The sequence below is a fragment of the Flavobacterium sp. ZB4P23 genome, from assembly GCF_003970375.1.
GTDB lineage: Bacteria > Bacteroidota > Bacteroidia > Flavobacteriales > Flavobacteriaceae > Flavobacterium.
Genome location: NZ_RYDK01000007.1, coordinates 114546 through 130687 on the forward strand (window position 1 = coordinate 114546; position 16142 = coordinate 130687).

At 32.3% G+C, this 16142-nt stretch carries 7 protein-coding genes and 2 tRNA genes; 1 reads left to right on the forward strand and 8 read right to left on the reverse strand.

Annotated features, from left to right (window positions below):
- Positions 1 to 448: 448 nt before the first annotated feature.
- The 6 genes from EKL99_RS12245 to EKL99_RS12270 all read right to left on the reverse strand — a co-directional run bounded on the left by EKL99_RS12245 (position 449) and on the right by EKL99_RS12270 (position 13659).
- Positions 449 to 5338, reverse strand: coding sequence for an RCC1 domain-containing protein (locus EKL99_RS12245; protein ID WP_126577040.1), 4890 nt, complete (start codon positions 5336 to 5338; stop codon positions 449 to 451).
- Positions 5335 to 6408, reverse strand: coding sequence for an MBL fold metallo-hydrolase (locus EKL99_RS12250; protein WP_126577041.1), 1074 nt, complete (start codon positions 6406 to 6408; stop codon positions 5335 to 5337). The genes EKL99_RS12245 and EKL99_RS12250 overlap by 4 nt, the downstream gene beginning before the upstream one ends.
- A complete protein-coding gene (locus EKL99_RS12255; RefSeq protein WP_126577042.1) occupies positions 6405 to 9287 on the reverse strand; it encodes a hypothetical protein in 2883 nt (960 codons plus the stop codon). The genes EKL99_RS12250 and EKL99_RS12255 overlap by 4 nt, the downstream gene beginning before the upstream one ends.
- A gap of 328 nt (positions 9288 to 9615) precedes the next feature.
- A complete protein-coding gene (locus EKL99_RS12260) occupies positions 9616 to 10419 on the reverse strand; it encodes a TIGR02391 family protein (protein ID WP_126577043.1) in 804 nt (267 codons plus the stop codon).
- 79 nt (positions 10420 to 10498) lie between these two features.
- The gene (locus EKL99_RS12265; protein WP_126577044.1) at positions 10499 to 12793 is read right to left on the reverse strand and encodes a helicase-related protein; all 2295 of its coding nucleotides are present in this window, start codon (positions 12791 to 12793) and stop codon (positions 10499 to 10501) included.
- Complete coding sequence (locus EKL99_RS12270; RefSeq protein ID WP_126577045.1) at positions 12760 to 13659, reverse strand: Hachiman antiphage defense system protein HamA; 900 nt, start codon at positions 13657 to 13659, stop codon at positions 12760 to 12762. The genes EKL99_RS12265 and EKL99_RS12270 overlap by 34 nt, the downstream gene beginning before the upstream one ends.
- A 414-nt stretch (positions 13660 to 14073) precedes the next feature.
- On the opposite strand from EKL99_RS12270, the gene EKL99_RS12275 reads away from it, so the two are divergent.
- Positions 14074 to 15765 (forward strand): recombinase family protein, encoded by a 1692-nt coding sequence (locus tag EKL99_RS12275; RefSeq protein WP_126577046.1) that lies wholly within the window; start codon positions 14074 to 14076, stop codon positions 15763 to 15765.
- A 201-nt stretch (positions 15766 to 15966) separates the two neighbouring features.
- Here the strand turns inward: EKL99_RS12275 and EKL99_RS12280 are convergent.
- Together EKL99_RS12280 and EKL99_RS12285 are read right to left on the reverse strand one after the other, a co-directional pair.
- Positions 15967 to 16040: transfer RNA gene (locus EKL99_RS12280), tRNA-Arg, on the reverse strand.
- A 21-nt stretch (positions 16041 to 16061) separates the two neighbouring features.
- Positions 16062 to 16136, reverse strand: a tRNA-Pro gene (locus EKL99_RS12285).
- Between the last annotated feature and the right edge of the window lie 6 nt (positions 16137 to 16142).

Below are 16142 nucleotides of genomic sequence, written 5' to 3' on the forward strand. Positions count from 1 at the left end.
GAATGAGCGTAATCAGAAACAACAGCCGAGAAGATACACCGCCCGACGCAATAATAATTGATTTTACAGATTAATCAAAAAAGCCCCGATAAACTAAAATGTTATCGGGGCTTTTTGTCTAGTAAAAAGTTATCAACATTTACAAAAGGCAACTAAACTGGTAACTGTAAATAGAAAACCCTCATAATCAACAGATTACAAGGGTTTTATCGTAAACCTTATAGGACAAAATTCGAACCTTTTACTTGAAGATTTGAAACTTTTAGCCGACTCTTTTGAGTATTTTTTATGATGCAAAGGTAATAAAATAAAGCCTTTCCTTAAATTAATAAAAATAGATTTTTCAATCTCATAAATTTAATTTGATTTTACTTATATGTAAACTACATCTAAAATAAGGGTTTGTTACTAAAAAATTAGCTTCTTTGATTGCGGTTATACCATCAGATCATTTGTATTGAATCATTTCTTCTTTTAACATATAAGCTTTTGAAGAACCTTTATCAATAAGGTAATCCAATATAAAGAGAAAATCCTTTGTTATCGTCTTATTTCCTTTTATCTGGTTACCATATCTAAAAAATGATCGATAGACAAATCTTTCAACTTTACTTATCTTAACAATATCTCCAGTCTCATGTTTAAGCACATTTCCTAACCATGAAACTGAATCCGGCATAAAGGTTTTAAAACCGAGCCCCGACAAAAGATCTATAGATTCATTAATTGCTATATGACCATAACTTAATATGAACTCTTTATACAGCTGTTTTTTACCTTTTAATACATTCCAATCATCTACATGATCGGACCATCCTACATCAAGCAAAAACAGCGTAACTAAATAACCACGATTGACTGAGATCATCCAGTCTTTTAATTTAGACCATAAGATCCAAAACTTCTTGATAGGTTGAGTATCTGACCGCCAATTATTAATTTCAAACACCAAATGTTTGATTATATCACGGATAAATTCGGTAATCTTAGCTGTATTTATTTCATTATCATCTAATAATGTTATATTAAGCACATCCAGAAAAAGCCTCTCCGCATCAGTGTCAGAACGACTAAGTAAATACTTGGCATAAAAAGTCTTAAAAACTTCTCGGCTTTGCCAAAAATCATTACCGTCATACTCTTTTAAATTTCCTAAATAGTATATATGCATCGTTAGCATATCACTAATAAAAAACTTTAATCGCTCCATTTCAGTATCGACAGGAATCATTCGCAATGCATCATCTAAAAACCAGGATGTTGCATGATCCAATCTGAATTCTATTTTAGAATTAAACAACGTATCTGAAATTACTTCCTTGGCAAGATCTGCTTCCCATTTAGTCATTACAGAAGAGCGGTCTTCTCTGCTTAAAGGACGACCTGTAAAACGAAGTGACCCATTTTTTTGATTTTCGTCTTTACTTTTCTGAATATACGCCAATAAACCGTTCCAGCAATTCAAAGCAAAGAGAGGTCTTGTCTTCCAGAGATTCTCTGAAATACTATATAGAAGATGCTTTTTTGTATCTCTATCTATCCCTGAAATAATCAATTGAAAGATCAAGGAGCGTGTTTCTGTTTCGTTAATTATTTCAGGAGATAATTTAAACAACAATGGTACACCAAATAAAACGGCTTTTTTATCAAAAAAATTAACTTCCATCTCTAAGTAATCTGATTTACTTTTTAACAGTTTTTCTGCCATTTTCATTATTTCATTCCTGCACCATAATTTTTCACTTTCTTCCAATTGTTCGAAATAATCTCTCAATCCTAAACATGCCATCTTTCCTGGAGCAGCGTTAAAATCGAAACCTGAATCAGATTCCTTCAAGTCGTCATAACCACTTTTCCATGCTGAATAAGAGTTGTCATCTACAACTTCTCTATCAAATACTTTCGATGCCCAAAGAAAGCCAATATCAGGCATCTTTTCGTGTTTGAAAGACTCTATTACTTCTGCTATTTCTTGTTCATAAGCAGGTATAAATGCAACATGCTTCTCATAACCTGGAATTTCTACAGGTTCAATCTTATATTTCCTTATATCCATTTCAGTTAAAGCTTTCTTCCACATTTTATCTGTTTCAGGAACTACAGCCCACATGGAGTCGATCTGTTCAAAAATCTGTTTATTGACAATTTGGTAAAAAAACATATAATCAATAACAAAACCGATAAGTCCTCTTCGATAGGCTAGACGGTGTTTAAACTTGTTAGATCTTGCCCTTTCATTTCTAAAAAATGGATTTTCACCATAGTAATCTACTGTTAAAAAATCTGTTGCATACCTAGAGCTATCCCATTGCAGAATAGTTCTACTGCCAAACAATACTACTGTTGTTGTATCCAATAAATTTGGAAAGGCTTGAATAACACTAGAAATGACTGCTACAACAGCAACATTGTTTGAGTTTAACAACAACTCCTTTATTAACTGCCTTAGTTTTTCAAACTTATCTATCCCTTCACCTGCCATATCCAATAATCCTTTCTCAAGAGCCATTAGTAAAGATTGAATCACTTTATTATTAGCACTGTACCCTCTATAAAGAGTCCAATATTCATAACTTCCATAATATTCCTTTTCTCCATGTCCCTCAAAATACAACTTTATATTTTCCCATTGATCGCCTCCTCTAGGTCTACCTAACTGGTTCTTTAAAAAAGCACTATTCAAAAAACCATATAAATAAGAAATCGCTTTATCCGGGTGATAAAGAAACATCCCATAAAAAAATGTCTGATAAGCACTTGACGCGTCATATTCAAATTTTTCTTCAATACCCCAATAATTTGGACCATAACTAGGTACAATTAAACTCATTATGCTTCCCGGCGTGTATTCTTCTGGTTTTTCTATCCATTTTTCAGAAGCAATTTTTAATACTATATCAGGAAAATATTTGCTGACCTGATCACTTATCACGCCACCTATTACAAAATTTTGAGTATAAATCAGTACATTTTTATTTGTCCATATTTCATCTGAAACAGAAGGTAAAGCTACTACTGCATTAAGAAGTTTCTCAACTTCATTCTTAACAACAGAGGTAAGTTTTAAAAAAACATCTAGCGCCTTAGAGCCATCTCCATAGCTTCTATTTCTTCGATAAGTTGTAAAAAGTGGCTGGTTCTTTACAATAAAATCCAACAGTAATAAAGCTGCACTTCTAGCTGAAGATGGTAAGGATAAGGGATTGAATTCCGGTAATTGTTTGCTCCAATCAAAAATAACCTGTAGAATTGACGATTCCATTTCTAGAATTGCCAAAATCTCAATTTTGTTTTCGTAAATAAAATCAATTACTGCGTCCCATCCAGAACCTGAAGGAACAAGGTTATCAAAATCAACGGCATCATTTTTAATCATTTTACAACAAGTTCTAAGTAAATGAATAAAATGTAAAAGCTTTAAACCATTGTTCTCCAGTAGATTTTCTTTTAATGAATGAAATAATGGGTACGCATTATCGGATTGCAGTATATAAATAATCAATTCATCCTTCCATGATTGTTGGATACCTGAGCTCAGTAATAATTCACTACTAAAATCATCTGCTTCTAAAGGTTGCTGCTTATAAAAATCGATTAACCAAAGTCTAAAAGCGCGTCGGATAGCGGGACCATTATCTAATTGTTCTATAAAAGCTTTTGACGTTTCAGCCTCTTGTTTTTGTTGTTTAATATAACGAATTAATGCCCAATCTTCTAAAATATCATGTGAAGGAGAAAACCTGTTTCTTAATTCTCCTAGTTCTACTTGAAGAAGATTATCACTCACTAAGGATTCTGTTGTACTATCTGGTTCATGAAAGGTGTACAACTCCATTGCCATGGCACGCTTCAATGCAATGCTAGCAAATATTACTCCCCGCTGCCTATTATTCCCTCCCTCTACAATCTGCTCCCACATAAGCTTTTTAAATTCAACTTCATCTAGATCTTCTACACTTAATAATTGAGGATAAATCCTGTACGCCTTATCAAGGTAATAGGGTATTCTTAACAAATGATTTAATTTCGAGTTACTTAATAATAGTTTTATCTCAGGAATTTGGGCTATTATTTGATGTATTTCTTCGTCATTAAATTCACCCACAGGATAATACACGTTCAATGATGGAAGTTCTGTGTGATAAAATATCTTGAATTTCTGCAGAAAATAATCCCTTATAGTAACTAAAAGAGCCAGACGTCCATTACTCTTAACCAATAACAACAGTTCTGTAAAAGCACCACCAAAACCAGCCTCTACCAATTTTTCAAAACTTTCAATCCAAAATATAATCTTCCGTTTTGAAAGCGGGCTATTGATAATCTGATCTATAGTTGCATTATAGCCCGCTTTTATTAAAGCATCATTAAGAGTGGGAGAAAATAATTGCTCAGCTGTAAAGGCTACTATCGAATTATGAGGATTTGTTTCCAAATCTTTAATAAGATCTTTAGCAAGAGCCGATTTTCCCACACCAGCTTTACCATGTAAGACAAGCATCCTATTATTCTCTAATATTGCTTTTGCGATCGTAATATTTCTGGGAATGTGTACATTTCCAACAGTATTATGAGTTTTTAATTGAATAGCTTTCTTATTTATTCCAATTAAGTTAATTGCAGAAATTACCTCGTCATTTTCTTCTGGTTCGATAGCCTGAAAACCTATATAACCTTTAGGTATTAGATAATTAAATGTTGTTATTTTAGTTGCAAAAAATCTGTTTTTCTCTTCATAAGTATGTATTATCCCCAATAAAAAAAGATTCTCTTTAATTTTTGTAAAAAGGCCACTCCCGGACAGCCCCTGTACATTAGAAACCGCAGACTGATAACGAGTATCAAGACTCCCGTCAAAATTTAGAACTAGCAAATCTGGTTTATCTTTTATAGTTTCGTTAAACATTAATTCGTATGGACGGTCCTCTTGTCCATCATTAATATCAGCAAATCCACGAATCATACATTCACGTGTCAGTCCAGTTTTATCTATAGCCTGAAACGGATATTGAAGACCGGATAATGCTTCAATACGTGTCTTTGGAATTATTATCAATGCAAGATCTAGTTGATTACTCGAAGTACAAAATACTCTGTCCGTCTCAGTGATAGCACAAGAATGAAAAACTCCTGAAGCAGGGTTATAAATTTTTTCAAGTATTATATCCGTATTTACATATTGCTTATCAAAATCCTTACCTACCAAACAATGTTTAGCAGTAAGGACGTATATATAATCAACTGACTCTGCTGGAGAATAAAGTAATGCTGTTCCTGTTTCATCATTACATTTAATCTTTATAGTAGCGTACTGGAATAATTGCTCGATATTTATCATTTTAGAGTAATTGGAAGGTATGATAATGTGGTTTCTAATTTGTCTTTTTTTATAAAAATCTGGGTAAAATTATAGCGTTGCTCCGCATTTTCATCTACATTGAATAGTGATTTAATTTTATCGGTATTAGCAGTAAAAACAAATTTAAGTGGCTGACCGATTCCGGTGTGGTATTTCAAAATTCGTGCTAACGTTTCTTTGTCAGGATGTTTATTAGTTATGCCATTTGCAGATAGCACATAGACTCCCGTTCTTATTAAAGAAAGTAATTCTGTGCTTGTATTGCTTTTACTTCCATGATGTGAGACTTTTACAAAACTTAGCAATAATGGACATTTTTGAGAATAATTTAATTTTTTCAACGAATTAACCACGTCTGTAGGATGACTATCTGCCAGCAATAATCCAGCAATACCTTTAAACTTCAAAATAAAGGTTATAGAACTTCCGTTTACTACATCCACATTTTCTGCAAAATCAGCTTCTTCAAAATCTTCAATTTTTTTATGATGATCTGCCTGAGAACGTACAACCTTTACTGGTTTTTTCTTTTCTTTTTCAATCCAGGCACAATCGGCGGCGGCTATTTTTTCAACGGTTGGAGATAACAAAGTTAATTGCAAGCCATGAAAATCTTTTATTCCTGACTCTTCTGTAATCTGTTCTATAGACAACTTATTTATACTTTCAAGATATGACCTTAAATCAATCCCCTGTTTATACCCTATCTTTCCACTAGTATCAGGAATTTTATAACTTGCATGATTAAACCAATACAATTTCGCCAACTTGTCCTTATCAGAAATACTAGTATCTCTTGTAAAACTAATTATTGCCCCAATATGGTCTAAGTCTATATGAGTAATTATCCACAAATCAATACACTCTCCTGCTTGGGAAATTGCATTGATTACGGGTTTAAATATCTTATCATAACTACCTATATAACCTCCATCAATTAAAATATTATGCCATAGATTATCATTCCCAAGATATCTAATCCAAATGGCATCGCCTCCGTCCGCATCAAAAAACTGGATAGAGATTTCATGTGATTTTGAAATTATCATTGCAGCTTATATTTTATTTCAGCCAAAGTTGGATCAAACTCATTTTCTAAGTGTTCATCAATAGCTTTTACTATATCGTTAATACCATATAATCTGCCTAAAATAATTGAATTTTTAAGATCTCTTAACCATATACAATCAAATTTTTTATAATCAAATACCAAAGGATTTAAAAGCCAAGTTTCAAAATCATTTAAATCGGTCAGTAATTTCAATTCACTTTTATTAAAATCAATATTGAATTTATAAATAACAAGTATATAATTTATGAAAATTAAGTCTGTTAATTCCATACTTCCATATCTATAAGTACCTATATTTTTTGTTTTATTGACTTTTACAGTATAGAGATAAAAATAATTTTTATAATTAATATCAAAAACAGAATGACGAATTAAAATTTCATAGAAACTTCTACTGAAGTTTTCATCCAAATAATTTTCAAAAAGAGAAAATAACATTTTTTTACAATTATCATTGCAAATTTTACTTAAGTAAATCAAGTTATTGTAATCTTTGGAAGAGTCATCATCTGAACTAGAACTTAAAATTGCCGTTTGTATTAATTTTACATTTTCATTTTTATAGAGAGGATGAAATTCTGCTATTGATTTACAAACAATTTTAATTAGTTCAGCATATTTTGTATTATAAAACTTGTGTCTCGTTATAGCTATTTTTAATATTTCCATCAAATCTTTCACTTCGAAAACAAAACCCTTTTTTAAAATAAATTTTCCCAATTCCTGTATATCAAACCAAGCTAATACTGTTTCAACTTTCAGAAATTTTATAAGGGAACCTACATTTGAGGAAAATTGTTCTTTTGAAATATCCAATTTCGAAAAAACTGTAAAAAGATTCGAAAAAATTTCAGTGAATCTATCTTCAAATCTATAGTAAGTTAACTGAACTGAAATCAAATCGTTTTCGTAACAATCATTCAATAGTCCAACCTTATACATAGAGGAGGTAAAATTATTTAGTTTTATTAATAAATTTTCCACACAACCATCTTCGACATCAATTATATCATGTTTTTTTAATAATTCTTGAAGTGAACCAGCTGGAATGTTTAAAATTGCTTCTGTTATAAAAAACTCACTAATTTGAGTTATTCCCCACTGAGGCAAATTGTAACTAATAAGATAGGCTTTAAAAACTTTTTCAGTCAATGCTTTATAACGTGTAAAACTATCATAAATAACATTGTTCTTATTTATATGTGAATACAAAATATAATAACTCATCAAAAGTTTATGTGGCAAGTTAGGTCCTGAAGTTTGATGTCCACCTTCCTGATAAAGTTGTTTTAGTTTTTCGATCTTGAAAAGAGTTTCTTCTATTTCATCTTGTATTTTATAAATAAGAACATCTTCTTTTACCTTAACCATGTATTTTTTCACATCTTTGTCTACGGAGAATTCTATTTCGTCATAGATTACAAGGTCTAGATCAATAGACTTGATATCATTTTTAATATCTTTCTTATCTTCTAAGTCATAATCTGAAATTAGATTATGTAATAATTTTAAATTTAACTTCGTAAGAAAATATTCTACAGATTTTCCCTGTTTCCCTTTGGTTTTCCTTTCTATTGATTTATAAATTGTATATGTCGTTTTAAAATTATTCGTAGCCAAAAGATAATTGCCAAAAGCATATTCCGAAGTACTATATGCACTGTTTCCCTCGGCTGCTTTTAATTTGCCAAGTAAATTATTAAAATCCAAACTTCTATAACAGCATGATATGCATTGACATTTTTGGCCTACATGTAAATTTATATCTGTAGTAATGCCTTCTTGATCTTTAAAGGGGAACTTGTGCTGGTAACTGAAACCTAAAGTATGAATATTTCTTTCTTTTATCTTTCCATAATCTTTTACAGCAGTTATTTCTCTAATCAGACAATCATTTAAAAATTTAAAAGACCATTCAATTTTAAATTCCGCCTCAATAATATTGAAATCAGATATCTCATTTTTTAACTTATCCGAAAGATAAATGTTAACGGTTTCAATTTTAATTTCCGTGAGAAAATCAAAGATTTCACTATTAATAGTAAATAAATTACCATTGCTATAATGCCAGACATACTCATCCAAAATATTAAAAGGTGCGAGAGTTGCAATATAATTGGGATCTACAAAACCAAACCCTTCAAAGCGTTTCAAGCTATTGTAAATACGGTCAATAATATGAATAGATCTATCTTTCTCATTTGAAATAACTTCTGTCTGTTCAAATAACCTATCAGTTGCAGATTTCTGTTGCTTATTTTCGTTAATGAGCCTATCCTTATGAAAAAGCAGCAGGAGCTCTTTAAGCTTATTTTCATTTAGTAAATCTTTAAGAAAGAAAACCTGATATTTTGACCTGTCCAATGAAGAATAAAAACGAGTTTCTTTAATATTAGATACAATTACCCATTTGCAATTACCGCCAGCTTTTGCAACATAACCAAAAGCCTGGTCTACAGGACTATGATTTTCAGTTCTTCTTTGAGCATTGTCCAAATCTGTTAAAGCATTTTTAATCTCAACAACTACCCTGACATCATCCTTTTTATTATCTGCAAAGAAATATCCCAAAGCTGCGTCCGGTTTTGTGCCATCGATAACCGATTTTTTTTCCTCTCTTAATTGCCATTTGTTCGAATTTCCATAATTAAACCCTAATACATCACCAAAAAAAGAACTGACAAACCTTGATTTAATTTCTTCCTCCTTTAAACTTTCAATTTTACCAGATTCCAGTTCTTCGATCAAAGAACCTAATATTATACTTATTCCTCGAATATCTGTGACACTAGAAAGTCTAAACTCAGATAAATAGTGTGATAAAAAGCCATTTGAAAATATTGGAACTAACTTCATTTTTTATTCTTACTTTACAATTTTTAAATGCCGATTTACTATTGCTCTAGATGACCATAATTTCCCGATAGCATTAAAACTTCCAGATCACGTGCTTATAAAGTATTTATAAAATATAGTTATTACATTCTACAAAATTAATGATTGAATTCATTTCCAAACTTTTGATTTAGAGCTATCCGAAAACTGTGATGGTCCAATGGGCATAGTCATGAAGTCAAATTACTGTCGCTCTTTTTTCAAAATCCCATTTTGAGATGTAAGAAGAAATCTTATTATGTCTCAAAGCTGAAGCCATCAATATCAATATTTGACCATGTAATGATACCTATTTAAATCCTGTTTTATATGTTTGATCAAGTTTATTTTGGATTATTGTTGCTACAACGAGTACTTCAGTCATTTCAGTTAATTGGGTATCCTCCAAAAGTTTAGGATCATGTGCCTTTGGGTTTCTGTACATACTAAAAAACCCTTTAATGAAATTAGCAAAACCTGTATGTTGACTTACTTCACTTTCTGATTGCAGTAAATTAAATGCAAGCATTGGCTTTCTATCAGATCCCAATCCAAAACAATTGTCAACCCGAGCAGCTCCATCATTATTATAACCACTTTTTTGCCTAAGTTTATCTGCAACGCTTTTTGTTATTTCAAGTATAGCATGGAAATAGTTTTCGCCAAGCCATTCCGATTCACAATATGGTACAATATCAGTATGAATTCCAATACTATGCACTTTTTCTTTTATTTTGAAAGAGCGTGCTTTGGCTTCGGAAATGGTTCTTGCCTTATCAACAATTCTAGCTTTTCCGGACTTGTCTATTTCTATACCTTCGTAAATCAGTTTTTCATTTAAAGACGTGCGGTGCTTCTCAAAATCATTTTCATTAGTATATCTATTTGGGCTTAGAACACGTAGAATAAAATTTAGGGCATTGTTTGCGCACCCGTCCTGTAGTTGCCTCGCTTTTAAAGAGTAGTAAATACGGTCAGGCTTGTTTGTACCCTCTCCATTATCGATAATCCCGGCATTATGAAATTGCTCAGTGATTTCCCTATGGGTTAGTACCTCTTCTCCAATAATTATAGAAATAGTGCGCAAGGTGGTTGGATCAAAGCTTTTTGTCATTACATTTCCAGTTTGATTATGTTAATTTAGAATAGTTTTAGCCAGTCGTGATAAAACCTTATTAAGCGAAAAATCTAACTTAACTAAAATCCGTTTTGTTTATGATATGGTCGATCTTTTTAAAAATTTCCAGTTCATAGCTGTCAAATCCCTGCCTTATACGAGCAGAATTACTTTCATTTTCATAGTATTCAACAATGTTTGACGGAACCCCAAAATCACTTGCTATTCTTCCTTTTTCAGTCAATGCATTATATTCCAACTTAACGAGCAATTTGTCTATCCCTGCAACTTCTTTAAATTGCATGCCGGTCTCCTGCGAGATACAAAACTTATACATGATATTGAAAACACCCAAATATTTCACTACCTGATATTTCAACATATTATATACGAAATCAGCAGTTTCTTTTATAGCTTCATCTATTGTCTTCCCGTGATCAATCTTATACTTCATGGAACCTAGAAATCCACCTACAAGATAAAAATGCACTAAATTTGTCAGCGTTGAATACTGCCCATTTCCTTTATATTCTATAAAGAATTTCAACTTTTGATTTTTCACTATAGGCTCGATTACTTTTAGTATTGTTTCAAATCCGCCATAATCAATATCCATTCTGAAATTGAGATTTCTTATCAATACCCGTATTGATTCACGTTCGGAAGGATTCAGCAATTTTATCCTATCGTATATTGTTATTTTATCAAAACGGCTTACTACCTTATACTGCTCAAATACAAAGTCCGGAATATTTCTCTTTAATTGCTCGGCTTTTATGTCTGCAACCCTTGCCTTGTCGCCAGACGAAAGAAATGCATCATCTGTATAGTACAAGTCTATTTCATCTTTTGGAGCATCAAGGTCAAAATTCTTGTGCTTTATTCCTTCAGCTTTTGAATTGATTGCATCCATAAAGTCATTTTGAAGCACCATAACGCGACCACTGTAGTGGTACAAAAATCTTCCCGCTCTTCCGGCAATATTTTTGGCGTCAAATTTCTTGAGATCCTTATTACCTTTCTTGCTGTGCAATACTATGAGGTTTTTTGCAGAAGTATTTACACCTTCTGTTATTGTGGTTGTAGAGATAAGCACTCTAAGTTGGCTTCGATTGAACAGGGAAACAATCTCTTTCTGGATATATTTAGGTATAAGCCCATGATGAATCCCCACCCCATGCTTTAAAGCCTGAATCAAAACCCACTGATTGTTAAAGTTCTCGGAAATATGTGCAATAAAATCCGAATAACTAGAACTATTATGTTCCTGCAAAAGTAGAGATGCGATTATTTTCTTTGCATAGGACTCAACTCCATTTCGAGATGAACAATAAACAATGGTATTTTCATTTATTTCCTTTATCGCCCTTATTATTTCTATCAATCTTTTTTCCTTATCATTGGTGGCAAAGTTAAAGGATAGATAATCATCGATCTTGATCTGCTTCCTTGTCTTAATATCACTGTAGGATTTATTTACAATCTCATAATTATTGTAGTCGATGAGCTTTATTTGATTCTGTAGTAAAAACATATTGAAAGAACCATTATAATTTTGGTCGCCCGGCTGGCAAAAATCAATGTATGGACCAGCAAGCAGCACGTCTACGTTATCCTTCAGTGCATAAAATACAGCAAGCCTATAAGCCACATCTCTTTCATTTTCTTTAACTTCCTCATCAATAATATAATCATTGTCTATTTTATAGACTTCGTCAACGAAGGCAAAGTCAAACTGCATATTGATTTCATTTTTCTCTATAAATGATAAAAATCTTTCAGGAGTATAGATGAAAAGATTTTTTTCTCCAAAAGTTTCCACTTCGCTCAAGGTATGGATCATAAAATTCTCCTTAAAATAACTATAACTGGTATCTGATATAATCCGCTCAAGATTTTCTGACAACAGAGCAATTGTTGGAAAAATCAACACTACATTGCGATACTCCATTTTTTTTATAACCTCAAAAACAATATGTGTCTTTCCAAATGAGGTACTGGCAGACAAAAAGAAACGATTTAGCCTCCCAATATGAAAAAGTTCCAATATCTCTTTTTGGTATTTATGAACCTTACTACTTGCACTGGTGTGCAGGGTGCTTTCATAGAAGATCGAAGAAAAGGTATTCAGACCAAATGCTTCAATTTCAATCTGATTCTCAAATTTTGCCAAAAGGTCGTAAAAGTGAGGGATTCCAACTGCATTAGATACATATTTCAGAAAGCAAAGATCTGCATGTCCAATTTTCTCATCTTTTACCTCGTCAAAATAATCGCAAACCACCCTGATCAGTTCATAGTCCTCTATTTCATTTTTCCTGTACCTGTTTAACTCAATTACGACATTGGCGGTTTCTTTGATTCTATCCATTGAATAACATTTAATTTGGTTTCTTTCACTTTCTCAATAGGAAGCAGGATAAAAAAAACACTATAGTCGATTGACAGTGAAAATTTTTTGCCCGCAAATTTTTCTTTAATGTATTCGGGTATTTTTTTGATGTTGTCATCGTATCCCTTTAGATCATCTTCGTAGAGAAGCAGGATGGGATAAACTAATTTAATACTGTGCTTTTTAATTTCATCAGCAATTTTAATAATGGGATTTTGTTCCCAATCCTCTAATATTGCTTCAATTTTTGAGTCTTTGAGATTTAAATTATTTTTGTGATTGTGGATCGCTATAATATTGTTTTCAAAATACCAGTCAGACAATGCCTTGTCGATATTTTCGAACACGCTGTTTAAGCCTGTGCTATGCTTTATATGAAATTTCACCTCCCCAAACCAAAGTTCGGTAACACCCTTATTTTCTAGCAGCTGATATGAATCATAACCTTTAGTTTCAGCATTTTCAAGAGGATTATAAAAATAACCTCTTGCAATAAGGGGCTTTGCCTTATACATAACCATAAGCAGGCTGTAGAGTAAAACCTCGCCAAAAAAGCCGTATTTTATTTTCGTTTTTTGGGTTGCAGTAGGGTTGTATTTTAATTTGTTTCGCAATGCAACGGCATGAAGCGACTGATAATCTTTTCCAGTGATATCAAATTCATTAAAAGAGTACTCTATGATAGAATTATAAATTATTTCAGCGACATCATTTTTATCAATTGCGGCATAACACTTATCATTTTCAGTTGAGTATATCGTACTTAAAATTCCTGCCCCGCTATTTGGCAAATCATATTTATAAACGATTGTCTTATTGATCAGGTTTACCAAGCTTTTTCTCATTTATTGAAAAATAATATTTTAAACATCTCATTAATACCACAACACAATATCTAACTTGTAAATTATTATCTCTTACTTTACCAAGAAATAAGATTATTTCAAAACTAGTGATAAAATTGAAATACTATCATGTATCTAACTGTTTTTCTGCATTGGCAAATATTATCTTTTAATTCATGTCTTTTTTATGGAAAACCTCATTTTCAATTTTTAATTAGTAAATATTCAAATATATCGATTCGCAAAAATCAACCACCACGTATTTATACCTGTTTAATTATAATTAATACCACTAATATTTCCCTGTTGATTTATCCGAAAGATTACTGTTTTCGTAAATTTATGTAACTAATTGAGATGTCTAGATGTGTTACCTACTAAAAGCAAATCAAGAAATCTATACATAATTTTGTTATGGAAAATGCTTATTTATATGTCAGAGTAAGTACTGACGAACAAAAAAGAAAGGGGTTTTCTCTGATTGAACAAGAAGACCGTTTATTAAAATTCTGTGCGCTGAACCAAATAAAGGTGAAGGGAATTTTCAGAGAAGATTTTTCTGCCAAGGATTTCAACAGACCAGAATGGACAAGACTTATTAAAACAATAAAGAAAAATAAACATCACCCATCAGAAAACATTCTATTTATTAAATGGGATCGTTTTAGCCGCAACATTGAATATGCTTATCAAATGATCGGAATACTTAGAAGACTGAATACTCAAGCCATGGCTATTGATCAGGTAGTCGATTTTGAAGTTCCTGAAAGTACAGTTATGCTTGCGATGTATTTATCAATTCCGGAAGCAGAGAATAGCAGACGAGGGCTAAATACATCAGATGGCATAAGAAGAGCGAGAAAAATGGGCAGATGGCCTGGAAAAGCACCAATTGGCTATATGAACAAGGTTGCTTCTGATGGCAAAAAGATTATCATACCCAAACAACCTGAAGCTGATTATGTCCGTTGGTCATTTGAAGAATATTCAAAAGGTAAGTTTACAATTAGCTATATCAGAAGAATGGCTAACCTCAAAGGACTTATCTGTGGTAGGAATAATTTTTGGAAGGTTCTGCACAATCCACTCTATTGTGGATTAGTCTTTGTGCCTGCGTACAAAACGGAGGAAGAATATTTTGTAGAAGGCCTCCATGAGCCACTTATTTCAGGGAAGCTTTTTAAAGACGTTCAGTGCCTGCTAAACAGCCTTCGCACAAAAAATTCGGTTAAGCAAAAAATGAAACCGGTTTTTCTTTTGAGAGGATTTTTGATCTGTCCATACTGTGGCAAGCGATTAACGGGAAGCACATCTACTGGAAGATATGCGAAGTACCAATACTACCATTGTGCCGTTAGTAAGTGTAAAGGACGTATAAGAGCCGATATTTTGGACTTTGAATATGAAGAACAATTAAAAAAAATAGGCATAAAACCAGAAGTTTATGAATTGCTTGAACTTGTTCTGGAGGATGAAAATATTTTAACTGCGAAACAGGAATGTATAAATGAGCAAAAAAAGATTCTTAAAGAGATTTCTGAGCAGGAGCTTTTAATATCAAAAACAAGGAGACATTTTATCCAGGATAAAATTGATTTTCATGATTTTCATGATTTAAAAAAAGAATATAAAGTAATGATGGATTTCCTAAATGAAAGGCTTTCGCTAGTAAACGAAAGTATAAGCAACTGTTATGCTGGCAAAAGTATCAGAGATTTAAAAGGTAGCGAAAACAATGTTTTAACATTGTATAAAAGTCAGGATGTAGCCGGCAAACGATATATCATCGAATTATTTACACCTATTTCGTTCGACCCAGTAAGAAAAAAATTAAAATCCCTCAAAATAAATCTGGCTATATCCATGATAATTACTTATAGTGATCAGTATATTACCAGTACTGATTTTATAAACACCAAAACCATTGATCAAATTTCAAATAATAAACCCAGAGTTTTCTCTGATAGAAAAGTCTCCATCAATCTGGTAATGAAAATATTGAAAAAAAATGGTATCGAGACAAGCATAGCACAGGCAAAAGAGATACTTGATTTCCTGTATACATTTACTAAATTATATTCAAAACAAGATACTCAAATATACTAGAGTTAATAGCACCCCGCAAGGGGATATCGAACCTCAAATCATTGTTTTTATTATCTATTTTAGCTTTTTTTTTAAACCGATCTTTACGAATCAAAAATATCGAACCAGTAAAAATTTAAAAAAATAACATACAACTACTTGAAAATCAATAAATTGTATTGAACAAAAAAGGGGATAATCAAAATTGATTATCCCCTCAAGTGAAGGCAGAAGGATTCGAACCTTCGACCGCCTGCTTAGAAGGCAGGTGCTCTATCCAGCTGAGCTATGCCTCCATTGCTCATGTAAAAAACTAGTCGGGGTGGCAGGATTCGAACCTGCGGCCTCCTGCTCCCAAAGCAGGCGCGATAACCGAGCTACGCTACACCCCGAAAAAA

What these genes read in the sequence shown, in the direction of transcription:
- EKL99_RS12245 (WP_126577040.1), bottom strand. Translation starts at nt 5,338, where the DNA reads ATGATAAATATCGAGCAATTATTCCAGTACGCTACTATAAAGATTAAA.
- EKL99_RS12250 (WP_126577041.1), bottom strand. Translation starts at nt 6,408, where the DNA reads ATGATAATTTCAAAATCACATGAAATCTCTATCCAGTTTTTTGATGCG.
- EKL99_RS12255 (WP_126577042.1), bottom strand. Translation starts at nt 9,287, where the DNA reads ATGAAGTTAGTTCCAATATTTTCAAATGGCTTTTTATCACACTATTTA.
- EKL99_RS12260 (WP_126577043.1), bottom strand. Translation starts at nt 10,419, where the DNA reads ATGACAAAAAGCTTTGATCCAACCACCTTGCGCACTATTTCTATAATT.
- EKL99_RS12265 (WP_126577044.1), bottom strand. Translation starts at nt 12,793, where the DNA reads ATGGATAGAATCAAAGAAACCGCCAATGTCGTAATTGAGTTAAACAGG.
- EKL99_RS12270 (WP_126577045.1), bottom strand. Translation starts at nt 13,659, where the DNA reads ATGAGAAAAAGCTTGGTAAACCTGATCAATAAGACAATCGTTTATAAA.
- EKL99_RS12275 (WP_126577046.1), top strand. Translation starts at nt 14,074, where the DNA reads ATGGAAAATGCTTATTTATATGTCAGAGTAAGTACTGACGAACAAAAA.